The sequence below is a fragment of the Martinezella lusitana genome (assembly GCF_900094565.1).
In the GTDB taxonomy this organism is placed as follows: Bacteria; Pseudomonadota; Alphaproteobacteria; order Rhizobiales; family Rhizobiaceae; genus Rhizobium; species Rhizobium lusitanum.
Map to the genome: position 1 here is coordinate 1 of NZ_FMAF01000025.1, position 22493 is coordinate 22493.

Here is a 22493-nt window from a genome sequence, read left to right on the forward strand (position 1 = left end):
TGTCGCCATCGTAAGCTTCTGATATTGCGTTGAGAATACGCTCCCAGTGCCCAGCATGGCGCCACCGGTTGAAGCGATTTACGCAGGTGGTATAGGGACCATATCGAGCCGGGATATCCGCCCAGGGCGCACCCGTTCTCAGTCGCCAGAAGATACCATTCAGCACCCGCCGATCATCAACCCTCGCCTTGCCGCGTACCTTCGTTGGAAGAAGCGGTTCAATCACCGACCATTCGAAATCCGTCAAATCAAAGCGAGCCATCACTGCCTCCAAATCAACGGAAGCAGTGAATCACAATCCATTAAAAACAAAAACTATTTTATGGGTATGTGACCTAGGCCAGGATCTCTACCCTTCAATATTCTTTGTATAGGTTGCTATTAGCACCCATTTGGAAATAGCTTCTCGCGCGTCTGGAGATTGCGATGAACCTTAACCAAGTCACTGTGACGATGCCCGATCTGGATGAAGGATGGCGTTTCTACTGCGCACTCGGTCTTGTTCCCATCGTGGATGCGAGACCCAACTATGTTCGATTTATTTGCCCTGACGGCGACAGCACTTTTTCGCTACATAAGGGCGAAGCGGCTGGCAATGGCACCACGATCTATTTCGAATGTGATGACGTTGATACTCAGTACGAAAACCTCGTTGCCGCGGGCATAACCTTTTCGTCGCCGCCCCAAGATCAAAGCTGGTTGTGGCGCGAAGCAGAGTTGTTTGACCCTGGCGGAAACCGCATACTTCTGTATTTTGCCGGACAAAATCGGATCAATCCGCCATGGCGAATTCGCCCCTCCAACCCGTAGCATCTGGACGGGTTGGCCCCAAAAGAATCATCGCATTGGATAAACCGACGGCGGGCTTGGCATATGCTAGATGTCCGGCACTCGCCCATGGTTGGCAGCTCTGGTCGATCGAATTGAACAGAGAGGTGTGCATAAGCGCTCGCTTAGAGCTGATTGTTCGGTTGAGGATTCCAATTTTCAACCCTGACGTGGCGGTCTTAAATGGACGCGAACCGCTGACCACGTCTATTCTCCAAACGGAAGTTCAACTTCTTCGCGGTTTCTTTTTGCGCCCTCGATCAGGACCATCTTGAACCGCTCGGCATCTTGTGCCGGCAGCATTCCCGCCCCTGTTCGAATACCTTCTTGCCACGCAGGCCCGCGCTCCCATGCTTCGTTGTAGACGAGCGCCAAGTCGGCAGATCGCCTTGTCTGCTGTAGGGCTTCAAAGAGCAGCGCAGCTTGACGAACGTCCTTCTCTCGCTTCGCTGGCCCCTGCCCGTCAGTGTTTCTGCGGCTGGCGACAATGAGCTTGTGGACCGCATACCGGGACGGGTCGGGGACGACGACTGGGACACCGCTTCGGTGGAGCAGCATTGTCCTGACGGGCTCCCTTATGAGGAAGTCGAGAAAGCGTAGCGGATCCGCGCTGGCGCCGCCAAGGGCAGGCATCGTTGCCGGCTGGTCGACGTACTCATCCGAACCACGATTCGATGTCAGGAACTCAACCCTGTAGCCCTCGGCATTCTGAAAGGCCGACGAGGCCACGGATCCCGATCGATGTGGAACTGGACGGAAGCTGGCGTCGACGCCCTGCAGCAGCTCAAGGATCGGCGGCAGACTATCTTCAACCTCCCGACTGATGGCATAATCCTGAGCGATGTCAGCATCGCCGGTCAGGATCGCGGCCATGGGAAGGCGGACGCCAAGTAGTCCCGAATAGCACTGAAAGGCCACCGTCCCGATGAGAACACCCCGGAGTCGAAAGAGACCGCCATCGGCAAGAGCCTCAACGATGTCGCCTGACATGGCGTCAGGGGCGATCATACCGCCGTCGCGTGTCAGGGTATTTACCAAGCGTCTGCGAGCGCGTAGGTCATCCTTGTCCCGCTTATGATCAGCTACGCGCTGCGCGATAACCGGATCTTCAGCAGGACCGACGTAACGACGTTTCGTGCCGCCGTGTCCGTCCGGGATGTCGAAGTACCAATATTTGCGCCCTTTGATGTTCGCCGGGGTGAACCGACCCTCCGGAGGGAAATCGGCTGTCCATGCGGCGTCGAGCGAGCGCTGACCGAGCTCGGCGAGCATCGTCTGGTACATGAGGTCGATGGACTTCATTAGCTCGACTCCGAGCGTTATACTTTTTTTCAAAAACAGTATAACGCTCGAGAGGACAGCTCGCAAGATAGGATGCGAGCTCTATCTCCTTGAAAGGATAGGAACTAACGACCCAGTAATCGCCTTCGGAGCTTACCTCCAGCCCCATTCGCGATCATGCACATGAAATCAGTAGCGACAGAGAATCCTGGCAAACGGTCTTCCAAGCCTTGATCATCAATGCGCATCGATCTAACGAGGCGCGTCAGAAGTTCTAGTACGTGACAACAACGTTGAGCAAGCGCTCCGTTTTTTGAAAAAGAAGTTGCAGCGCGAGGGCGTTTTCCGCGAGGCCCGACTTCGGGAGCGTTTTGAAAAGCCCTCCGAAAAACGTGCTCGCGAAAAGGCTGAGGGTATCAGGCGTGTCCGCAAACTCGCTCGCAAAAAGCTTGAGCGGGAAAGCGGTATTTCGAGCCCCAAAAAGCTGAGCGCCTCTGCTCGCTGGGGTGTCGGTTATGGATGGCCTGCGCTTCAGAAAACATCGAGTATGATGCGCCGTCATTGACGGAATAGGAGCCGATCCATGACGATTTCAATTTTGGGCATCGCTGGAATGCACAACGATAGTCCTGCGGTTTCCGATACCGATCGAACGCCGACCGTATAGCAGCACAAGCTCCCCCTACTACCCACTTTCAAGCAGGTAACGACAGGCGACAACGCCCGTGACGTTCGATCACATCTATCCACGCGAGAGAGTCGCGCCTGTCGCCACGTCAAACAAGTGCATCTGGTTCATATTGAACGACAGTGGCATCGCCGTCTGAGGCCTAGGTCCGCTTTCCGGGTCGATGCGGGCGCACAGGTTGGCGTCGCCGATGGAAAAATAGACCATGGTCTCCGGACCAAGAGGCTCTACCAGATCGATCCTCGCCTCAACGTCTGCAAAGCCTGGGCGCTGTTGACGATGGCTAATCGATTCTGGCCGTATACCGAAAATGACTGATTTTCCAGCATGGCGCGCATACTCGTTGACGCGCGCATCGGGAACCAGAAGCTCGGCGCCGTCCGCCAGAGCGACGGCAACTCCCCCGCGGCTCGAAACCAAATGCGCCGGAAGGAAATTCATCGACGGCGAGCCGATGAAGCCGGCGACGAACTGGCTGACCGGGCGGTGATAGAGTTCCTGCGGCGGCCCCGCCTGTTCGATGGCGCCGCCATTCATCACCACAACGCGGTCGGCCATGGTCATGGCTTCGACCTGGTCGTGAGTGACATAGACCGTCGTGGTTGGGAGTACCTGGTGCAGTCGCTTGATCTCCGTACGCATCTGAACGCGGAGCTTCGCATCGAGGTTCGACAACGGCTCGTCGAAGAGGAAGACCTTAGGATTGCGCACGATCGCCCGCCCCATCGCGACGCGCTGGCGCTGGCCACCGGAAAGCTGGCCCGGACGCCTGCTCAGGAGTTCGCCGATATGCAGCGTTTCGGCAGCGCGGGCGATACGCGCATCGATCTCGCCTTTCGCCAGCTTCTGCTGCTCCAGGCAGAAAGAGATGTTTTCACGCACCGTCATGTGCGGATAGAGCGCATAGTTCTGGAACACCATGGCGATATCGCGCTTTCCAGGCCCCAGGCGATTCACGACCTGGTCGCCAATGACGATATCGCCCGCCGTAATATGTTCGAGACCCGCGATCATGCGCAACGTGGTCGATTTTCCGCAGCCTGACGGCCCCACGAAAACCACGAATTCATTATCCTCGATTTCAAGGCTGATGCCCCGGACGGCTTCATAGATGCCGTAGGATTTGACGACGCTTTTCAGTTCCAGTCGTGCCATCGTTTTCTCCTATGATTCCTGCAGCCAGATCGCCATCGCTCCGGCCTCGCGATTGGCCCAGAGATGGTAGGGGATCGCCTTGAACGGCCTCTTCTTCAATGCGGGCGGTGCGGTGCGATAAAGCGCATTCTCCCAACCGGCATCTTCGGCCTCGAGCGCCGTGCCCTCGAGAACTGCAGCACCACCGAGAAGTCCTGCGTCGTAGCGAGCCGAAATCTCCGACGTTGCCGGCAGGCGAAGCCGCTGCGGCTCGCCGCCAAGATCGGTCTCCTCGACGCAATAGACGACCGGGCCGCGCCGCAAGGCGACGCGTCCGCCATCTTCCGAGACGGCCGGGTGGGCGTAGATGCGGTCGACCGGCATCGACAGGCTGATGCGGACTTCGTCGCCGTTCCGCCATTCCCTTGTGATCGCCGCATAACCGTTCGTCACGCATGCGCCGAGATCGACGGCCATGCCATTGACGAGGATCTCAGCGCTCCGGCACCATCCGGGGATGCGCAGATGCAAGGTGAAGTGGCTCGGCTGTTCGAGCGCGAGCTGCAGCCTGATGTCGCCGTCCCAGGGATATTGCGTCTCCTGCTTGAGACGAACGAAGGTGTCTCCGATCATCAGCTCAGCGGAATTGGTGCCATAGAGATGAACGGCGAGTTCACTATCCTTGGTGGAATAGAAATACTGCCCGAGTGACGTGATGAAGCGGGCGATATTCGTCGGGCAGCAGGGGCAATAATGCCATTTCCAGCGGCGGTGCTGCCCGTGGCTTTCCAGCACATTTTCATAGAAATAGTGCTCGCCGTCGCGGGAGATGCCAGACAGGGCTCCGTTGAACAGCACGGTTTCCAACCTGTCGGTGAATTTGCTGTTGAGATCGATCTGGGCCATGCGGTGGCTCCAGAAGCCCAGTGCGACCGCGGCGCATGTCTCGGCATAGGCCGTTTCGTTCGGCAGATCGAACTCACGGGTAAAACCCTCGTTGGATGCGGACGGACCCAGGCCGCCGGTCACATAGAGCTGCCGGCCGACGAGATTGTCGTACAGGCGTTCGCAGGCTTCTTTCAGTACCGGATCGCCGTTTTCGACAGCCAGATCCACCATCGCCGAGAAAAGATACATGGCGCGGACCGCATGGCCGACCACCTGTTGCTGCTCGCGCACCGGCAAGTGAGCCTGGCTATAGGCATATGTCTTGTAGACATAATCTTGCGGATCTTCGCCGCGGTTGCGCGCCTCCTCGTCGTAATAGGACGGCATCTGGCCGCGTTCGTCGACGAAATAGGTCGCAAGCTTCAGATGCCGGGGGTCGCGCGTGACGCGGTAGAGCTTGACGAGCGCGAGCTCGATTTCTTCGTGGGCGTCATAACCTCTCAGCTTGCCGGGCTCCCGGCCGAAGGTGTCAATGATATGGTCGACGGCGCGGATCATGACATCGAGGAAGCGGCCCTTCCCTGTTGCTTCATAGTAAGCGACGGCTCCTTCGAGCAGATGGCCCATCGAATACATTTCATGCAGGTCACGCAGATTGGTCCAGCGCTTTTCCGGTTCGCGGCGAATGAACCAGCTGTTGAGATAGCCATCCGCCATCTGACCTTGTTCGAGCTTGGCAACGATATCGTCGATCTTCGCCTCAATCTCGGCGTTGGGATGGGCCTTCAGCGTGTAGCTAGCAGCCTCGATCCATTTGCCAAAGTCGGAATCGAAAAAGTGCTGCATCGACAGGCCACTCGGCTGGATCGGGCGGACGAGCGGTCCGGCGGGCCTGTCAAAATCGAGCACTTCCAGGAAGCCCTCTTCCTCCAGCCGCTTGTGCTGGGTGGGAATGGTGACGTTGCGCACCGTTTCGCTCCAGCCCTGCCAGAAGCCGCCATCGAAGACGACGCTGGAATGATCGGCAGGCAGATAACGCTTGAGGCCTGTGAGCGGTGCCGGTTGAACGCGAGGTGAACTGGACATGACAACTCCTTCAGCGGAACAACCGCTGTCATTTCACGGCGCCAGCCGTCAGGCCGCGCACGTAGTATCGTTGCAAGAGAAGAAAGAGCAGGATGCAGGGGACCATTGTCACGGCAATGCCGGCCTGCAGCGCGCCCCAATCGATGATGCCGTAAATGCCCGAGGAAACATTGACCAGCATGATCGGCAGGGTGAACTTGTTCTGATCGGAAAGAAAAATCAGCGCCGCCAGGAACTCGTTCCATGAGTTCAGGAAGGCAAACATGGCGATCGTCGCAACCCCAGGCAATGCGATCGGCAACATGATCCGCCGCAAAATCGTCGCCTGCGAAGCGCCGTCGATCCGCGCCGCCTCGATCAACGCCTTTGGCACCGCATCGAAGGCATTGCGCATCATGAAGACGGAAAAGGGCAGCTGGAACGTCACATAGATCAGCACCAGTCCAAAGAGATTGTTCTGCAGCCGCAAGGCCTTCAGGATCAGGAAGAGCGGCGTGAGGATCGATTGGAACGGGATCATCATCGTCGCCATGATCAGCACGAAGAGCGCGGATTGCCCCGGAAAGCGGAATTTCGAAAAGCCGTACCCCGCCGGAACCGATATCAGCACCGTCAACAACACCGTTCCGGTGGCGATCAGCACCGAATTGCCGGCATAGACGTACCATCCGGCTCCGACATGCTCGAGGCGGCGGTAGTTCTCCAGCGAGAAGGTCTTCGAGAATAGCGCCGCCGGATTGGCAAGCGCCTCGGCCGCAGGCTTGAAGGAATTCGCGAAGGACCACACGATCGGCATCACAAAAAAGACGGCAAAGACAAGAGCCACGAGAATGAAGGCGAGATAGCCGAGCCGCTCGCCCGCAGGCTTGGGCGCAAGCTTGTAGTTTAGCCGGTGCATTAGCCTTCCTCCGGACGCTGGCGAAGAAAGACGAACTGTATCGTGCTGATCGCTACGAGGACGACGAGAAGCGCGAACGAGATCGCCGAACCGTAACCCAGGCGATATGACGAGAACGACGCGAGATAAATCGAGAACACCGCCGAGATCGTGCTGTTCTCCGGCCCGCCCTGGGTGATGATGAAGAACTGGTCGAAGGCCAGCATCGACGAGGTCACGTTCAGCACGAGCGCCAGCACCACCGAATTTCGCATCAGCGGCAACGTGATCCGGCGGAACCGACTCCAGACATTGGCACCGTCGATCTTGGCGGCCTCGATCACATCATCCGATATGCTCTGCAGACCTGTCAGCAGGATGATCATGGTGAAGCCCGCCGTCTTCCAGACGACCATCAGAATGACGACGCCAAGTGCCGGCCAGAAGCTTTGCAGCGGCCTCGGGGCGCTGTCGATAAGCCCCACTCCCCGCAGCAGCTGCGCGAAGACGCCGCTGTCTGGATTGAGCAGCCACATCCACAATGTCGATGCGGCCCCGAACCCGATGACGACGGGCATGAAGTAGATCGTGCGGAAGAACCCGGCAATGCGAAGCGGCCGGTCGACAAGCAGCGCGAGCGGGAAAGCCACCAGGAAGATCGCAGCAGTCACCAGCACGGTATAGAGCAGCGTGAAACCCAGGGAATGCCAGAGTTGGACGTCGCCCATAAGCTCGGCATAATTGGCAAGGCCGATGAATTTGGTCCGGCCAAGAAGCGGCCAATTGTAGAAGCTCATCCAGATCGTCATCACCAGGGGGACGAGGAAAAGTACGACGATGAACAGAAGACCCGGCAGGATGAACGCGAGACCAAGCCATCCCTTCGGTTCGGGTTCTCCGCTGGAGATGGCTCGCGTCTCATTGTGAGGCATCGACGATCTCACGGCTGTTTCCCCTTGGTTGACTATCGACATGTTCGGTCAGAAAGGCAGGGCGTGTTCGAACGCCCTGCCGAAATCGCGGGCGACACCACTCAGTTCGGATTGGTCCGCTTGAGAATGCGGGTAAAATCGGCCTGTGTCTTGGCGATCGTTGCATCGACATCGTCGCCGAAGATCGTGCCTTGAATCAGGTTGAGGAAGGGACCGGTGCGGCTGACGAAAAGCTCATCCGAGGAGAAGGTGTAAGGCGTGCGTGCCTTGGCGAGAATGTCGTAGGCGACGAGATTGCGCTTGTCGAATTTCGCATAGGCTTCGGCGGCCAGATCGGTGCGCGACGGCATGCCCGATTCCTGGGTAATGTAGACCTGCTGCTCGGGTTGCATATAGAAATTGACGAAGTCGAGCGCGACCTTCTTCTTTTCCGGGCTGATGCCCTTGATGAGCGCAAGCGTGTCACCACCCGCGAAGCTCGATTCACCGCCCTTCGGCCCCGGGATCGGCGCGACGTTGAACTTTACATCCGGATATTTGCTGGTCAGCAGGTTGACGATGTAGGAGCCGGTCATCAGGATCCCGACCTTGCCCGAAGCGAACGCTTCGACGGCATTGTTGCCGTTGCCGGAACGGGATGTGGGATGGATCGCACCCGCCTTCCACATATCGCGGTAAGCTGCGATCGTCTCGCGCAGCGCCGGTGTATCGACGGTTGCTGCACGGCCATCATCGCTCAGCACGTCGGCATTTGCGGCCCAGAGATGCGGCAGGAAGTCATAGATCAGCCAGCTTCCCGAATTGGCCACGAAATAAAAGCCATAGGTCTCGTTGCCGAGCGCCGTGATCTTCTTGGCGTCAGTGGCGATTTCCTCCAGCGATGCCGGCGCCTTGTTGGGGTCGAGACCGGCCTTTGTGAAGAGATCGGTGTTGTAGGCGATAATCGACGCATCCGGCAGTGCCGGCACGCCGTAGATCTTGCCGTCATAGGTGGCAAGCCGGATATGGGACGGGCTCATCGCCTGGGAATATGGCAGGCCTTTCACAAAGTCGGTGATATCCTCCAGACCATCAGCCGCGGCAAAGGTCGGAAGGTAGATCAGGTCGAGCACGGCGCTGTCAGGAGCCGCGCCGCCGGCAATAGCGGCGCCGAGCTTCGGAACCATCTGCTCAGCCGTGATTTGGGTCACGTTGATCTTGTCGGAATGCGATGCGTTGTACTTGTCGGCCAGCCCCTGAAGCACGGCGCCGGACGAGGTGCGTACCCAAAGGGTGATGTCGGTAGCATTGGCGAGCGTCGCGCTGGCCAGAAGCGAAAGCGCAGAAAGCGTCAACTTTAACTTGAACATAGATGTTCCCCTTTTTCTTGCCGCCAGCAGCCTCCCAGTGGCGTGTCCAAAACGTTAGTCGACATTTTTTGGTATGTCGACAGTATGTACGCAGCATTTAGAAAGGAATCTGATAAAACCTTTTATCATCACGATTATTTCTGCTAAAAGGTTTTATCATATTCGGTAAAGGAACCGGCCTTTGGTTGAAAAGGACACACGACGGCGGACGATCCATGACGTGGCCCAGGCAGCCGGGGTCAGCATTTCGACAGCTTCGAATGCCCTGAACGGAACCGGCCGCACCAATGCCGAAACGCGGGAACGCGTTATACGTGTAGCCAAGGAAATCGGTTTTCGACCCAATGCGCTCGCCCGCGGGCTTCTGAGCAAGCGCAGTCATGCGATCGGCATGCTCACCAATGATACCTATGGAAGGCTGACGTTGCCCATGGCTGCCGGTGTGTCGGAAGTGCTCGTCGATCACGGCCTCTCCGTCTTCCTCTGTGCCACCAACAACGACCCGCGCCTCGCACGCCTGCATCTGGAGGCCCTGCTCGATCGACAGGTGGATGGTATCATCTTCACCGCCACGCGCCTTGATCTCGAGCCGCCGGCTGAACTGGCCAAATTGGCAATTCCTGTCGTCTATGCCTTTGCCGAAGGACCACCCGAGACCATCAGCTTTTTCCCGGACGATGCTCAGGGCGCCCGCCTGGCCGTTGAGCATCTGAAAGGACTGGGCCGCTCACGGATCCTGCACATTACCGGGCCGGAAGACTATCTCTCAGTGCGCATCCGCGCGGAAGCCTACTGCGAGAGCTTCGGCAAGGGTGCGGAAGTGCACTATGGGGATTGGAGTGAGGAATGGGGTCACGAGGCAATCGACGCCGTCTTTTCCCGGCCCGGAGAAAAGCCCGATGCCATTTTCTGCGGCAATGACGAAATCGCCCGCGGGGTCATCGATGCCCTCCGCGACATCGGCATCACCGTTCCGAAGGACGTTGCCGTCGTCGGCTTCGACAACTGGGAGGTGATCTCCCGGCAGACAAGACCGCCTCTGACAACGGTGGATATGGAATTGAAAGAGATCGGTCGCCGCGCAGGCCTTGCCATCCTCCGTCTGACACAAGGTGAAGCCGTTCCGACAGGCATCACTCGATTGTCATGCCGGCTGGTTGTACGCCAATCTTGCGGCGGCCAGGCCGGCTAAGCCTGCCACTGGTCAAACAGTCAACAGCTTGCAGCGACTGGAAATCGAATGCTGCACTGAGGGTCTTGTGAGGTTCGCACTGATGGCCACTCTCTTTCCCAACGCGGACTTCGAACCGTGATTCTCACGTTAGGTCCAAGCCCTCAGATAACATTCGGCACAAAGATGCACACTAAAACGTCCCGTGAACGACCGGCAATCAACTGACGCCGTTGAACACAACCATCTTGTCGTCGGCCATCTCTTCCATAGTCCAGGGAATTCCCCCGACACCATATCCCGACTGCCTGCGTCCGGCAAAGGGCATCCAGTCGGTTCGGAAAGCGGTGTGATCGTTCACAAGCACAGCCGACGCGTCCAGATGCCTTGCGGCCTTGAGCGCAATTGCTATGTCGGAAGAAAAAACACTCGCCTGGAACGCGTATGGCAGCGAGTTCGATATGCGGATCGCCTCGTCAACGTCGCTATAGTCGTAAACGCAGGTGAGCGGTCCGAAGACTTCAAGTCGCGACACTTTGGCGTCCGCTGGCGGATTAAGCAGGACGGAAGGCAGAAGCGTGGTCTCGGACAGCCGTCCGCCTCCGAATTGCCTCGCGCCCGCATCGGTCGCTTCCTGGATCCAGTTTGAAACACGCTCGGTCTCGCGCGGCAGGATCAGCGGCCCGACCTCTGTCTCCTTTAGTGTGGGGTCACCGACACGGAGACTTGCTACCCTGGCGGCCAGTGCATCCGTGAAGGCCGCTAGGATGTCTTCATGCACGAAGAGGCGTTGCACCGACACGCAGACCTGGCCCGCGTGGTAGTATCCGCCTTTGACGATCGTCCCGACGATTGCGTCAATGCTTGCGCTGCGGTCGACAATAACCGGAGCCGCTCCGCCATGTTCCAGCGCGCATCGCGTGCCTGGAGGCAGCTTGCTCTTCAGATACCAGCCGACCTTCGCCGAGCCGATGAAGCTCATGAAGGCGACACGCTGATCCGTGGCAAAGCGCTCGGCAAGCGCATTGTCCTCAGTGATCAACGTTTGGCACCAGCGCTCGTCCAGTCCCGCTTCCCAGAACAGCTTGACGATCTCGATGCAGGAAATCGGAGTGGTTGCCGCCGGCTTGACGATGACCGGGCAACCCACGGCCACCGCAGGCGCAATCTGGTGGATGATGAGATTGAGGGGATGGTTGAACGCCGAGATCGCCGCCACGACACCGATCGGTTCCTTGGTGGTGAAGGCCCATCGGTTCGTGCTGGCGGCAGTGAGGCCCATCGGGATCTCCCTGCCGCCAAAATTGCGAAGCTCGTCGGCCGCATTGACCAGACCATCGATCCCACGCGTCACCTCGATGATCGCATCCGTGAGCGGCTTGCCGCCTTCGCGGGCGATCATGACCGCAAACCGGTCTCGGTTCTCTGAGAGAAGCTCAGACACCCTTCTCAAGATCGCGATCCTGCGATGTGCCGGTAGCCAGCTGTTGCGATCGGCAAAGGCCCGCGCGGCAACGTCAAGCTTGCGCTCGAGAGCTGCGGCATCGTCCGCCGGAATTTCCGCGATCAGCTCCCGGTCGAATGCCTGATAAACTTTCAGCTTAAGCGTCATGTCAGTTCTCCAGAATGGCAGGAAGCCGTTCGCGCAGCTCCTTGACCAACACGCGCTCGTTTTCCGAGTAGTCGACAGGGATATTTACGAGGTGAACGCCACCGCCGGAAAAGGCATTTTCGAGAGTTTGCTTGAACTGGCTGATGTCGCTGACCCTTGTTCCCTTGGCACCATAGGACTCTGCGTATTTGACGAAATCCGGATTGCCGAACGTCATCCCGAAATCCGGGAATTCGTCCACCGCCTGTTTCCATCGGATCATGCCGTAGGCATTGTCCTCGATGACGAGAATGACGAGGTTCAGTTTCAGCCGCACGGCCGTTTCGATCTCCTGCGAGTTCATCATGAAGCCTCCGTCCCCGCAGACTGCCATGACACGCCGTTCGGGATAAAGCATCGAGGCGACCATGGCCGATGGCAGCCCTGCACCCATTGTTGCAAGAGCATTGTCGAGCAGCAGCGTGTTCGCCATGCGCGTCCGATAGTTCCGTGCAAACCAGATTTTGTACATCCCGTTGTCGAGTGCGAGGATGCCGTCATGCGGCATGACCTCCCGGATGTCGTGGACCAGCCGCTGCGGCGTAAAGCGATCCTCCGTCGCCCGGACCGCGATGCGCTCGAGGATGCGCTCCCGCAGATGAAGAAGGGCCTGAGCGTTCGGCAACTTGCCGTCGAGGCGGTCCGCCAGCGCCTTCAGCGATGGGCCGATGTCGCCGATGACCTCCGATTGCGGGAAGTAGACCTGCTCGACGGTCGCGGGCTGATAGCCAACGTGGACGACGCTCGGACCGCCCCTGCCCATGATGAAGGGTGGCTTCTCGATCGTATCATGGCCGATAGTGATGATGAGATCAGCCTGTTCGATCGCCTCGTGGACATAATCCCGTTCCGACAATGCGGCAGTGCCCATGTAGAGCTCGGTTCCGCCCGGAACCGTTCCCTTCCCCATCTGGGTCGTGAAGAACGGGATGCCGGTGCGAATGACGAACTGCGCGATGTCCGACGTCGAGCGAGGGCGCGAGGCTGCGGCCCCAAGCATGAGCAGCGGGCGTTTCGCCGCCGTGATGAGCGCTGCGGCGCGATCGAGGGCCGCATCACTTGCGATCGGAAGTTCCAGCTGATGCGGAGCGACCAGAGCGACCGGCTCGCATTCCTCTGCAGCGATGTCTTCCGGAAGCTCCAGATGAACCGGCCCCGGCCGTTCCTCCTGTGCGATCCGGAACGCTTCCCTGACCATTGTCGGGATCGTCTGCGGCGAGACGATCTGCCTAGTAAGCTTGGTGAGCGGCTTCATAGATGCCACGACGTCGACCACCTGGAACCGGGCCTGCCGGGACGAAAGTATCCCCTTCTGTCCGGTGATCATCACCATCGGCATGGCTCCGAGAAGCGCGTATGCCGCACCCGTTGAAAGGTTCAAGGCGCCCGGCCCGAGCGTCGTCAGGCAGACCCCCGGCTTGCCGGTCAACCGGCCATAGGTCGCGGCCATGAACGCGGCCGCCTGCTCGTGCCGAGTCAACACAAGCTGGATCGAGGATTTGCGGATTGACTCGACGACGTCGAGGTTCTCTTCGCCGGGTATACCGAAGATGCGGTCCACGCCCTCGTTTTCGAGGGCGGCGACGAGGAGATCAGAGCCTTTGGTCATGACGGATGCCTCTGTTGATTGCCGGGTCGATCAATGGGAACGATCGAGATCGAACTGCTCCATAGTCAAACATAGGCGTCTTCCCGATCCGATCCAACCGCACGTTGGTGCATATATTGCAGATGAGGTATGTTTGATTGACGGTAGCTTTCCATGCGGAGGATGGATTCGACCCGTCGAAGGTCTTCAGGATTGCCGAGATCCGCGCGGACCGGGGTTGTGGCCCGACCCGTCGCGGCGGCGATAGCATCCGCGACGCTCTTCAAGGATTCCCGGCCACGCGCGACGCGGATGAGGTCATATCCTCGTCGCGCAAGCCTGTCGGCGTAGATTGCGCCCATGCCGGAAGATGGCCAGTTATGAGCGCCGTGCCCATTGCGGATGTCATCGCAGTTGCTCCTTTCGACAGAACATTTCCGAAGGGCCCAAGACATCGGTCAGTGCCTAATGATTGCCCATGGGCGCGTGCTTGCAGATGAAGAAGGCGCACATCGACACGTCGACGGTCTTGATTTCTTGCAGGACAGCAATCTCGTCCGCATTGCAGGAGGCCGTGCCACCGACATAGCGGTCATAGACGGTGAGGCCGCTCACTCTGTCCGCTGGGCGACTGACGATGATCGCGCCGTCACGGCGGATGGCTTCCATCGCACCGTTGCAACGAAGCGAGTTGGCGGAGGTTCTCTCAAGCGCGAAGGCGCAGTCTGAAAACGCCGCGAGGGTTGTGAAGGCGATGACGGCAGCCGCAGCCCGGCGAGCACGAAGTTGGTCTGGACTGGCAATCGTAAACATCGAAATTCTCCATGTTAAGATCCAAGGGAGGGTGTCCCTGATTAAGGTTGAGTGACAACTACGGCGGTTCACACCAGCCGGATCGAAACGTCGATATTGCCGCGCGTCGCCTTCGAGTAAGGGCAGATCTGATGCGCTTCTTCGATCAGGGCCTGTGCGACATCGTGCTCCACGCCTGGTATGCTGACGTTGAGACGGGCTGTCAGCGAATAGCCGTCGGCGTCGGAGAGGTTGAGGTCGACTTCGGCGTCGATCGCAACATCGCCGTCGAGCTTGATGCGTTTCTTCTGGACGATCAATCCGATGGCGCTTTCGAAGCAGGCCGACCAGCCGGCGGCGAACAACTGCTCTGGGTTCGTGCCGATGCGCGCCGTGCCAGGCACTCCCAGCCTGACGTCGAGGCGGCCGTCGGAACTGCGCGCGACGCCATTCTCGCGGCCGCCGCTGACATGCGTCTTTGCTGTGTACAGGACTTTTGAACCTTCGCTCATGACATGCTCCTTGATCTTGTGTGTTGGACGATGACTGCTTCACTCCGGCCCCTACGGGCAGGTTCTTTTGTCTCTTCAGGTCTGGATGACATCGAGGACCGCCTGGGCAAATTCCTTCGGGGCTTCCTGCGGCAGGTTGTGTCCTACGCCGCCCCTGATGAGCCGATGCGAGTATTTCCCGGTGAACTTGTTTCGGTAGGACGGGGGTTCGGGATGGGGCGCTCCGTTTGCATCGCCTTCCATGGTGATGGTCGGAACCGTGACCACTGGAAACGCGGCGAGCTGCCTTTCGAACTCAGCGTATTGAGACTCGCCGTCCGCGATCCCGAGCCGCCACCGATAATTATGGATGACGACGGCAACATGGTCCGGATTGTCGAAGGAGGCAGCGCTGCGAGAAAACGTCGCGTCCTCGAACTTCCATTGCGGCGAGGCTAGCTGCCAGATCAGCTTGGCGAATTCCTTCCGGTACTTGTCGTATCCGAGCCGTCCGCGTTCCGTGGCGAAGTAGAATTGATACCACCAGGCGAGCTCGGTCTTCGGCGGCAGCGGCGTCTTGCCCGCCTCCTGGCTTCCGATCAGGTAGCCGCTGACGGAGACCATTGCCTGGACGCGTTGCGGCCACAGAACAGATATGATGTTGGCGGTTCTTGCGCCCCAATCGAAGCCCGCGAGGACTGCTTTTTCTATTTTCAGGGCGTCCATGAGGTCGATGACATCGAGGGCGAGCGCCGAAGGCTGGCCGTTACGCACCACTTCATCCGATACGAACCGCGTTCCACCGTATCCCCGGAGACTCGGGATAATCACCCGGTAGCCCTTGGAGGCGAGAAGCGGCGCGACTTCTTCGAAGGAATGGATATCGTAGGGCCAGCCGTGCAAAAGCAGGATCGGCAGACCGTCGGAAGGACCGGTTTCGATATAGGAAATATCCAGCAACCCGGCGCGGATCTGTTTCGGGTTCACGAATGACGGCTCCGATTGCGGTTTGCTTGTTGAGGTCACCGCATTCGATGCCTGGACCTTGGAAGCCAACAGAGCCGCAAGCGGTAAGGTGGCCGTCGCCATCGCGGCGGTACCGATGAGGCGACGGCGGAGAAGGTCGACGCTGCGGGTGCTAAAAGACATGTCCATGGCTGAGCTCCTTGCTACAGGGTTGCCGCGGCGGCAAAGACGCGCCGGCGGCGGATGCCGAGGGCGGCAGGCGTTTTGGGGAGGAAAGAAACGCCCGCTGCCCTTGATCTGTCGTTGGTACCGTCTACTGCGCGGCGGACGCAGCGCTTCGGACGGACGACAGCGCCACGAGGATCTCCTCGGTGCTCACGATCGCGCTGGCGTAGTTCGGCATGTTGATTTCGAGCGCGGCATGCATCATCTCGTCCGAGTAGTCGGCGACGGCATCCTTGACGACGGTTACGTCGTAGCCGAGTTCGGCCGCGAAGCGGACCGTCGCCTCGATGCATGTATGAGCAATGAGGCCGATCACGATGAGCCTGTGAATACCTTGCCTCTTGAGCTGATTGTCGAGATCCGTGTTGGCGAAGCCGCTGGAGCACCAGTGTTCCGAGGCGACAGTCTCACCCGGCGCGGGAACGAACTCGGCCCTATACTCGCCGCCCCATGTTCCGAATTCGAAGGTCCGGCGGTTCCACGCCAGTTTCTGGATGGGAGCGATGTATTTCCAGGTCTCGTAGTCACCCTCGCGGTAGCGGTGATGCATAGCGAAAAAGACGCGAAGTTTGTTTTCCCGTGCCGCCTCAAGAATCTGCTTCATGTGCGGAACGCAATTGTTTGCCTCGGCCACATCCTTGATGCGCGGCCAGATCTTGCCTCCCTCGGAAATGAAGTCGTTGTACGGATCGACGACCAGGAGGGCGGTAACGTCAGGATCGTAAGACAGTTGGGCCATTGAACTCTCCGTTGCGGCGTGGGGATCGCTGTCGATGAATCAGTTGCTCCTGAGCGCGGCACGCTCGATGCTGGCGGCAAACAGGGGCGTTTCACCCTTGTTGTGCGCGATCGACATCGGTTGACGCTGCGTACGAAAGATTTCGAAAGGAATTCCCTGTCGGTCGAGGGATGCAAGCATCTCCTTGGTGGCGAACGACTGCACCCGATTGGTGAATTCGCATCTCCCCTTCTCGATCTCCCTGACGCTCAGTTCCCAGGTCACGTGGATGGTGACGCGGCCCGTAGGCGTGAACACGTCGGAGTCGGAATCGAGGATCAGATGATCTTTCTCGCCGAGTGTTTCGACATAGTGCTGGACCATCAGGCTACCGCCGATCGTCTCGACATTGATCGACATGCGCTTGCCGTCGGGTGCGGTCGTGAAGCCGGCGGCGATATGGGCGGGCGAGCAGCCCTGATATTCCTTCTCGGGAAGAGAAAAGCACCACTTCGGAATGTCGATCTTCTCGATCGGTGCGTTGATGATGGCGCTGAAGCTTGAATCGACGATCTGGTTCTCGCTCATGTCCGTTTCTCCTTGATGGAATGGGGTAATACGGGGGGACGATGGCGCGGGGCGCCGCGCCATTGAATTCGTCACGTCTCGTCGCGCAGCGACTTGAACGACGCCCGCAGTTCGGTCGTCATCAGCTCCGGCTGCTCCCAGGCGGCGAAATGTCCACCTTTCGGCGGCCGGTTGTAGTGAATGAGCTTCGGATAAGCCTTCTCGGCCCAGCTCTGCGGCGCCTGGTAGATTTCGTCCGGGAACGCGCTTACGGCGACCGGGATCTTGATGCCGCGAGGATCGAAGAATCCTCCCGACGGGAAATGGGCGTTGTCCCAATAGAGACGCGCCGACGAGATCGCAGTGTTGGTCAGCCAGTAGAGGGTGACGTTGTCAAGAACGTCGTCCGGTGTCAGCCCCTCCTTCGCGCCGTCGAAGGACCGTGCGATCATCTGGTAGCTGCGGATGTCGTGATCGAGCATCCAGGCGGCGAGCCCGACCGGCGAATCCACGATGCCGTAGAGCGTCTGCGGGCGATTGTTCATCTCGACCGCATAGCCGAGCCCGTTCTTGTAGAAATCGTCGAGCTGGCCGTAGGCGCGTTTCTCGTCGTCTGAAAGACCTGCAGGTGCCGGACTGCCGGCCGCGAGCGCCTTGGCTATGTCGGCGGGCACGGTTGCCGCCATGTTGGTATGGATGCCAAGCAGTCCCGGCGGCTCCTGTACCGCCATCAGTTCGGTTACGGCATTGCCCCAGTCGCCGCCCTGGGCGACGTATTTCGTGTAGCCGAGGCGTTGCATCAAAACGGCCCAAGCCTTGGCGATGCGGGGTGGGTTCCAGCCAACCTCCTTAGGCTTGGCGGAGAAGCCGTAGCCCGGTAGTGAGGGGATGACGACATGGAACGCGTCGTCTTCAGTGCCACCATAGGCCGTCGGATCGGTGAGCGGCTTGATGATTTTCATCTGCTCGATGATCGAACCCGGCCAACCATGCGTGATGATGATCGGTAGCGCGTTCTCATGCTTGGAGCGGACATGGATGAAATGGATGTCGAGGCCGTCGATCTCGGTGACGAACTGCGGGAAGCTGTTGAGCCGGGTTTCGACAGTGCGCCAGTTATAGCCCTGCCAGTGCTTGGCAAGCTTCTTGATGGTGTTCAATCGGACGCCCTGCGTGTCGTCCGAAACCGTTTCCTGGTCTGGCCAGCGGGTCGCCGCGACGCGGTGGCGAAGGTCAGCGAGCTGGTCGTCCTTGAATTTGACATGGAATGGCCGGATAGCGTCGGCCGCCGGGGCTGCGGCCAGACGCGACGGCAGCAGGCTCATTGCGCCCACGGCAGCGATCCCCAGCGTTGCCGCACCTAGAAGCATGCGGCGGTCCTGATCAATCTCTTCGAAAGCTTTCGTATGCATGTCGAATCTCCTCAAAATCGGAAAGGTCTGGCTGCACCTCCGTGCTGCGTCAGAACCTACGAGGAGAGAGCGGAAAACGCCCGTTATGGGGTATGAGGAAGCGTTAGCTTTTGCGAGTGGCGTTGCACTGTCAGCGCCATTTGGATCTAACAGCGTTCGCATCGTTGTGGGTACTCACCAGGTTTTGACCCTCAATTAGTTGTTTTATACAAAGGATATGCAATCAAAGAGAGCAGCCTTGGCGCAAATCTCTCCGAGTTTGCGATAGCGGATGAGATGGACTTCAACTAAGGTTTGGCCAGTTCATTGGGTCTCTCGGGAAGACACCATGGCGATTGAGGTGGTTGCAGACAATCAAGCATATCGCTTCGGTCCGTTTACGCTGGCCGTTAACGAGAGGCTGCTGTCCAGGAACGGCACCCCGACAGACCTGGGCGGACGCGCGCTCGACATCCTTATTGCGCTCGTCTCCGCCCCCAACGAAATCATCAGCAAAAAAGACTTGATGCTTCAGGTCTGGCCGGATGCTGTTGTCGAGGAAGGCAGCCTCCGTTTCCACATGACGGGCCTTCGCAAGGCACTCGGAGACGGCGAAGACGGGGCACGATATATCACGACGGTACCTGGACGGGGATATTGCTTCGTCGCTCCGATCTCGAGAACATTCGTCGACCGGGGAAGTGCGTCCGCTTCGACTGACGCGTTCCCACACGCCAACCTTCCCCCGCTTCTCGGGCGCATGGTCGGCCGTGATGTCGATGTTTTGAAGCTGGCCGCTCAGCTCACCGATTCCCGTTTGGTTACGATCGTCGGCCATGGCGGTGTCGGCAAGACTACCCTTGCAATCGCGGCCGCACATCACGTCGCGGATCAGTTCGACGGACATGTTCTATTTGTCGACTTTGGCGCGATCGGAGATGCTCGGCTCGCGGCAACCACAGTTGCCACTTTGCTTGGGTTGTCGATCCAGGCCGACGACGCTACACCTGAACTCGTCCGCTTCTTGAAGGACAAGCACATCCTGCTAGTCCTCGACACCTGCGAACATGTTGTCGAGGCAATCGCAACGACCGTGATGTCGATCCTGAATTCCGCACCGCAGGTGCATATCCTGGCGACAAGCCGGGAAACCCTGCGCATCGAGGGCGAGCGTGTCTACCGGTTGGATGCCCTGGCATGTCCGCCGGACGTTCCGGAGATTTCGGTGGCGGCGCTTCAAGACTTCCCCGCGACACAGTTGTTTGTCGAACGTGCGGTGGCCGGCGGAGCTCAACTGGATGTGAACGGCGCGCAGGCAGCCATCGTCTGCGAGATCTGCCGCAAGCTCGATGGTGTCGCACTTGCCATCGAACTTGCCGCCAGGCGTGTCGAGACCTACGGGCTGGAACAGACCGCGGCGCTGCTGGATCAGCAGCTCACGCTGTTGTGGCAGGGACTTCGAAGCGCGCCACCGCGTCAGCAAACCCTGCAGGCGACGCTGGATTGGAGCTATGGCCTCTTATCCGATCTCGAGCGAACGGTCTTGCGGCGCCTGGCCGTGTTCGTCGGTAACTTCCCGCTCGATGCCGCCTTGGAGGTGGTGGCGAGCGAGACGCTCGACCGTGCGTCAGTCTTCGCGGCGATCGACAGCCTTGTCGAGAAGTCGATGGTGGCAGCGCGTCCGCTCGGAGCGATGATGCGCTACCGCCTCCTGGACACGACCCGAGCGTACGTGTTGGACCGGGGCAAGGACGATGACGAGCGTACGGACCTGTCGAGCCGTCATGCGGCCTACTGCAGAGTGTGGTTCGAACAAAACGGCAGCGAGTGGTCATCGCTCTCGACCGCCACGGAACGCGCGCCGCACTTCAATGCAATCAACAATGTTCGTTCGGCCCTCGAATGGTGTTTTGGCGAGACAGGCGATGCGTCCATGGGCGTCGGACTGGTCGCGGCGGTCGCACCTGTGTTCCGGGCGATGGGTCTGCTGCCTGAGTGCCACCGTTGGACGGAGCGCGCGCTGCAGTCGATCGACGAGACGACACGCGGTGGCAACGAGGAGATGCAGCTTCAGGCGTCGTTCGGGGTGTCTTTGATGTTCACGCAAGGGCACAACGACATGTCGGCCGCGGCTCTCAACAGAAGCCTTGAGATCGCGCAGGCGCGGGGCGACTACCTCAATGCTGCCCGCCTCCTTGGGCCACTCTACTTCTTCCATCTCCGCAGCGGAGAGTTCCGACGATGTCTGCAGTATGCAGAGCGTTGTTTCGAGATCGCTGGCAGTCTCGGCGATCCCGCGGCGACTGCTCTGTCGCATACCCTCCTCGGTCTGTCGTACTGCTTGGTCGGTCGCCTCGGGGAGGCACGCACGACGCTGGCCCCGGTTCTCGAACCCGGAAGATCGCCTGCGAGCAAGCAGATCCATTATGGGTTCGACCACTACACCTGGGCTGGCATAGGATGGTCGACGACGCTCTGGCTTCAAGGGTATCGCGATCAGGCCCGTGCCGTTATTCGCCAGGCGTTCAAGGATGCTGAAACGATTCGCCATCCGGTGTCCTTCGCGATCTCGCTCAGTTCGATCGCAACACTCCTGTGGATCGGCGATCTTGACCTTGCGGAAGAGCATCTGGTGCCGTTTATAACGAGGGCGGAAACACTTTCTTTCGGGCCTTACCTGCCGATGGGACATGCGTTCCGAGCCGAAATCGCGATCCGACGAGGAGACGTAGAGGTCGGCGCAGCCGCCTTGCAAAGGCAACTCGAAAACCTCCACGTCGCACGCTTCGAACTGTTCACCATCCGGTTCCAGTTTGTCTTGATTGCGGGCTTTGTCTCGATCGGCCGCTACACCGACGCTTGGTCGTTGGCGGAAGAGACGGCACAATTGATCGAGGACAAGGGGTACTTTTCCTATCTTCCCGAGCTTTTGAGGCTAAGGGGAAGCATTCTTCTGGCTGCGCCCGAGTTGAGCAACATGGATGGGGAGACATACCTCACGCAATCCCTGCAGATGAGCCGAGACCAGGGCGCGGGATCCTGGGAGGTGCGAGCGGCGACAGATCTGGCGAGACTATGGGCTGGCCAGGGTCGTTCGACGGAAGCGACAGAGTTGTTGCGACCGATCTTCGAGCGTCTCACGGAGGGCCGAGATACGCCGGATCTCAAGGCGGCTGCAGAGGCGCTGGAGAAACTTGCACACCGCGGGAGATGATCAGTTCCTGTGAATTTGGGCATCGCAAGGGCATGATTGCAAATACGCATCCTGCGAAAACCTGCCGCCATGCCTGCAAAACAACCGATTATCGCAACTATCGGTATCGGATCCTCGTGCCGATCGCTGTAAATGCATGGCAGACCGGAAATTAGCCTTTCCCGCCGGGGTCGAGCTGAAGATCCTGGGGGCGCCGTCAATGCCGCACTTTATCTCATGCGGGACATGTCCTTACCCGGACTGCACACACTTCCCCCTCAACCGGCGGATCAGCTGAATGATTGGAAAGCCTAGTGTTTGATTATGATTTTCAACGATCGAACAAAAACCGCTCGAGCCCACCGTTTGGACTCTGGGAAAATAAGTCTTTGAACAATTTTGATACAATACGTGGGCGCAAACCAGCTCTCTCGTCGATCAACACCACCGAGAACTTTTTTATCTCGATGGTGATCGTGCCCACATCGTCGCTGCGACGATACTTCCACGAATCGAGCGAATTGAATCCGTTCTGTATTGCCCATGCAGCAATAGTCTGCGCCGTCATGACGTGTCCCATCGCGGAGATCAAGGCGCCCACGCGCGTCTTCAAATCACTCCGCTACTTGGTGAATAGCTTGGATGAATCACGGAGATCCAGCACCAAATTGATTGGA

General features: G+C 58.9%; 19 protein-coding genes and 1 pseudogene. 4 read left to right on the top strand and 16 right to left on the bottom strand.

Annotated elements, in window-relative coordinates; translation table 11 throughout:
* Nucleotides 1-262, bottom strand: a 262-nt coding sequence (locus tag GA0061101_RS29860; protein ID WP_037198188.1) for an IS5 family transposase, incomplete at its 3' end; no start/stop codon positions are given.
* A gap of 164 nt (nt 263-426) precedes the next feature.
* On the opposite strand from GA0061101_RS29860, the gene GA0061101_RS29865 reads away from it, so the two are divergent.
* Nucleotides 427-810, top strand: a complete 384-nt coding sequence (locus GA0061101_RS29865; RefSeq protein WP_037199371.1) for a VOC family protein — start codon at nt 427-429, stop codon at nt 808-810.
* Nucleotides 811-1035: 225 nt separating this feature from the next.
* On the opposite strand, the gene GA0061101_RS29870 is transcribed toward GA0061101_RS29865, so the two are convergent.
* Complete coding sequence (locus GA0061101_RS29870) at nt 1036-2130, bottom strand: nucleotidyltransferase family protein (protein ID WP_037199517.1); 1095 nt, start codon at nt 2128-2130, stop codon at nt 1036-1038.
* A 247-nt stretch (nt 2131-2377) separates the two neighbouring features.
* On the opposite strand from GA0061101_RS29870, the pseudogene rpsU reads away from it, so the two are divergent.
* Nucleotides 2378-2674 (top strand): annotated as a pseudogene (gene rpsU, locus GA0061101_RS29875) (30S ribosomal protein S21); the annotation flags it as partial.
* A gap of 177 nt (nt 2675-2851) precedes the next feature.
* Here the strand turns inward: rpsU and GA0061101_RS29880 are convergent.
* The 5 genes from GA0061101_RS29880 to GA0061101_RS29900 all read right to left on the bottom strand — a co-directional run bounded on the left by GA0061101_RS29880 (nt 2852) and on the right by GA0061101_RS29900 (nt 9063).
* Nucleotides 2852-3952, bottom strand: a complete 1101-nt coding sequence (locus GA0061101_RS29880) for an ABC transporter ATP-binding protein (protein WP_037199374.1) — start codon at nt 3950-3952, stop codon at nt 2852-2854.
* 9 nt (nt 3953-3961) lie between these two features.
* Complete coding sequence (locus GA0061101_RS29885; RefSeq protein ID WP_037199376.1) at nt 3962-5905, bottom strand: glycoside hydrolase family 127 protein; 1944 nt, start codon at nt 5903-5905, stop codon at nt 3962-3964.
* A gap of 28 nt (nt 5906-5933) precedes the next feature.
* On the bottom strand, nt 5934-6803 hold the full coding sequence (locus GA0061101_RS29890; RefSeq protein WP_037199377.1) for a carbohydrate ABC transporter permease: 870 nt from the start codon (nt 6801-6803) through the stop codon (nt 5934-5936).
* Nucleotides 6803-7714: a carbohydrate ABC transporter permease gene (locus GA0061101_RS29895; RefSeq protein WP_092576554.1), complete on the bottom strand. Its 912-nt coding sequence runs from the start codon at nt 7712-7714 to the stop codon at nt 6803-6805. The genes GA0061101_RS29890 and GA0061101_RS29895 overlap by 1 nt, the downstream gene beginning before the upstream one ends.
* A gap of 101 nt (nt 7715-7815) precedes the next feature.
* Complete coding sequence (locus GA0061101_RS29900; protein WP_037199382.1) at nt 7816-9063, bottom strand: ABC transporter substrate-binding protein; 1248 nt, start codon at nt 9061-9063, stop codon at nt 7816-7818.
* Between the two features lie 181 nt (nt 9064-9244).
* Between GA0061101_RS29900 and GA0061101_RS29905 the strand changes: the two genes are divergently transcribed.
* Entirely contained in the window at nt 9245-10255 is a 1011-nt protein-coding gene (locus tag GA0061101_RS29905) for a LacI family DNA-binding transcriptional regulator (RefSeq protein ID WP_037199384.1), read from the top strand.
* A gap of 199 nt (nt 10256-10454) precedes the next feature.
* Here GA0061101_RS29905 and GA0061101_RS29910 read toward each other — a convergent pair whose 3' ends face one another.
* The 8 genes from GA0061101_RS29910 to GA0061101_RS29950 all read right to left on the bottom strand — a co-directional run bounded on the left by GA0061101_RS29910 (nt 10455) and on the right by GA0061101_RS29950 (nt 18644).
* Nucleotides 10455-11846, bottom strand: coding sequence for an aldehyde dehydrogenase family protein (locus GA0061101_RS29910; protein WP_037199385.1), 1392 nt, complete (start codon nt 11844-11846; stop codon nt 10455-10457).
* Between the two features lies 1 nt (nt 11847).
* A complete protein-coding gene (locus GA0061101_RS29915; protein WP_037199386.1) occupies nt 11848-13494 on the bottom strand; it encodes an acetolactate synthase large subunit in 1647 nt (548 codons plus the stop codon).
* A gap of 444 nt (nt 13495-13938) precedes the next feature.
* Nucleotides 13939-14286, bottom strand: coding sequence for a hypothetical protein (locus GA0061101_RS29925; RefSeq protein ID WP_051964042.1), 348 nt, complete (start codon nt 14284-14286; stop codon nt 13939-13941).
* A gap of 68 nt (nt 14287-14354) precedes the next feature.
* The gene (locus tag GA0061101_RS29930; protein WP_037199389.1) at nt 14355-14777 is read right to left on the bottom strand and encodes an organic hydroperoxide resistance protein; all 423 of its coding nucleotides are present in this window, start codon (nt 14775-14777) and stop codon (nt 14355-14357) included.
* A 75-nt stretch (nt 14778-14852) separates the two neighbouring features.
* Nucleotides 14853-15911 carry an alpha/beta fold hydrolase gene (locus tag GA0061101_RS29935; RefSeq protein ID WP_081938826.1) on the bottom strand — a complete coding sequence of 353 codons (1059 nt, stop codon included), beginning with the start codon at nt 15909-15911 and terminating at the stop codon, nt 14853-14855.
* Between the two features lie 124 nt (nt 15912-16035).
* Nucleotides 16036-16686: a cysteine hydrolase family protein gene (locus GA0061101_RS29940; RefSeq protein ID WP_037199390.1), complete on the bottom strand. Its 651-nt coding sequence runs from the start codon at nt 16684-16686 to the stop codon at nt 16036-16038.
* A gap of 39 nt (nt 16687-16725) precedes the next feature.
* Nucleotides 16726-17253, bottom strand: coding sequence for a hypothetical protein (locus GA0061101_RS29945; RefSeq protein ID WP_037199391.1), 528 nt, complete (start codon nt 17251-17253; stop codon nt 16726-16728).
* Between the two features lie 71 nt (nt 17254-17324).
* The gene (locus GA0061101_RS29950; protein WP_051964044.1) at nt 17325-18644 is read right to left on the bottom strand and encodes an epoxide hydrolase family protein; all 1320 of its coding nucleotides are present in this window, start codon (nt 18642-18644) and stop codon (nt 17325-17327) included.
* A 328-nt stretch (nt 18645-18972) separates the two neighbouring features.
* Here GA0061101_RS29950 and GA0061101_RS29955 point away from each other — a divergent pair, with 328 nt between their 5' ends.
* Nucleotides 18973-21837 (top strand): ATP-binding protein, encoded by a 2865-nt coding sequence (locus GA0061101_RS29955; protein WP_051964046.1) that lies wholly within the window; start codon nt 18973-18975, stop codon nt 21835-21837.
* Nucleotides 21838-22147: 310 nt separating this feature from the next.
* Here GA0061101_RS29955 and GA0061101_RS29960 read toward each other — a convergent pair whose 3' ends face one another.
* A complete protein-coding gene (locus GA0061101_RS29960; protein WP_037199530.1) occupies nt 22148-22384 on the bottom strand; it encodes a hypothetical protein in 237 nt (78 codons plus the stop codon).
* Nucleotides 22385-22493 lie beyond the last annotated feature (109 nt).

Bases quoted from the DNA above. Each gene is read 5' to 3' on its own strand.
- GA0061101_RS29910 (WP_037199385.1), bottom strand. From the start codon at position 11,846: ATGACGCTTAAGCTGAAAGTTTATCAGGCATTCGACCGGGAGCTGATC.
- GA0061101_RS29870 (WP_037199517.1), bottom strand. From the start codon at position 2,130: ATGAAGTCCATCGACCTCATGTACCAGACGATGCTCGCCGAGCTCGGT.
- GA0061101_RS29895 (WP_092576554.1), bottom strand. From the start codon at position 7,714: ATGCCTCACAATGAGACGCGAGCCATCTCCAGCGGAGAACCCGAACCG.
- GA0061101_RS29915 (WP_037199386.1), bottom strand. From the start codon at position 13,494: ATGACCAAAGGCTCTGATCTCCTCGTCGCCGCCCTCGAAAACGAGGGC.
- GA0061101_RS29950 (WP_051964044.1), bottom strand. From the start codon at position 18,644: ATGCATACGAAAGCTTTCGAAGAGATTGATCAGGACCGCCGCATGCTT.
- GA0061101_RS29930 (WP_037199389.1), bottom strand. From the start codon at position 14,777: ATGAGCGAAGGTTCAAAAGTCCTGTACACAGCAAAGACGCATGTCAGC.
- GA0061101_RS29890 (WP_037199377.1), bottom strand. From the start codon at position 6,803: ATGCACCGGCTAAACTACAAGCTTGCGCCCAAGCCTGCGGGCGAGCGG.
- GA0061101_RS29865 (WP_037199371.1), top strand. From the start codon at position 427: ATGAACCTTAACCAAGTCACTGTGACGATGCCCGATCTGGATGAAGGA.
- GA0061101_RS29960 (WP_037199530.1), bottom strand. From the start codon at position 22,384: ATGACGGCGCAGACTATTGCTGCATGGGCAATACAGAACGGATTCAAT.
- GA0061101_RS29900 (WP_037199382.1), bottom strand. From the start codon at position 9,063: ATGTTCAAGTTAAAGTTGACGCTTTCTGCGCTTTCGCTTCTGGCCAGC.
- GA0061101_RS29885 (WP_037199376.1), bottom strand. From the start codon at position 5,905: ATGTCCAGTTCACCTCGCGTTCAACCGGCACCGCTCACAGGCCTCAAG.
- GA0061101_RS29945 (WP_037199391.1), bottom strand. From the start codon at position 17,253: ATGAGCGAGAACCAGATCGTCGATTCAAGCTTCAGCGCCATCATCAAC.
- GA0061101_RS29880 (WP_037199374.1), bottom strand. From the start codon at position 3,952: ATGGCACGACTGGAACTGAAAAGCGTCGTCAAATCCTACGGCATCTAT.
- GA0061101_RS29955 (WP_051964046.1), top strand. From the start codon at position 18,973: ATGGCGATTGAGGTGGTTGCAGACAATCAAGCATATCGCTTCGGTCCG.
- GA0061101_RS29940 (WP_037199390.1), bottom strand. From the start codon at position 16,686: ATGGCCCAACTGTCTTACGATCCTGACGTTACCGCCCTCCTGGTCGTC.
- GA0061101_RS29925 (WP_051964042.1), bottom strand. From the start codon at position 14,286: ATGTTTACGATTGCCAGTCCAGACCAACTTCGTGCTCGCCGGGCTGCG.
- GA0061101_RS29935 (WP_081938826.1), bottom strand. From the start codon at position 15,911: ATGGACATGTCTTTTAGCACCCGCAGCGTCGACCTTCTCCGCCGTCGC.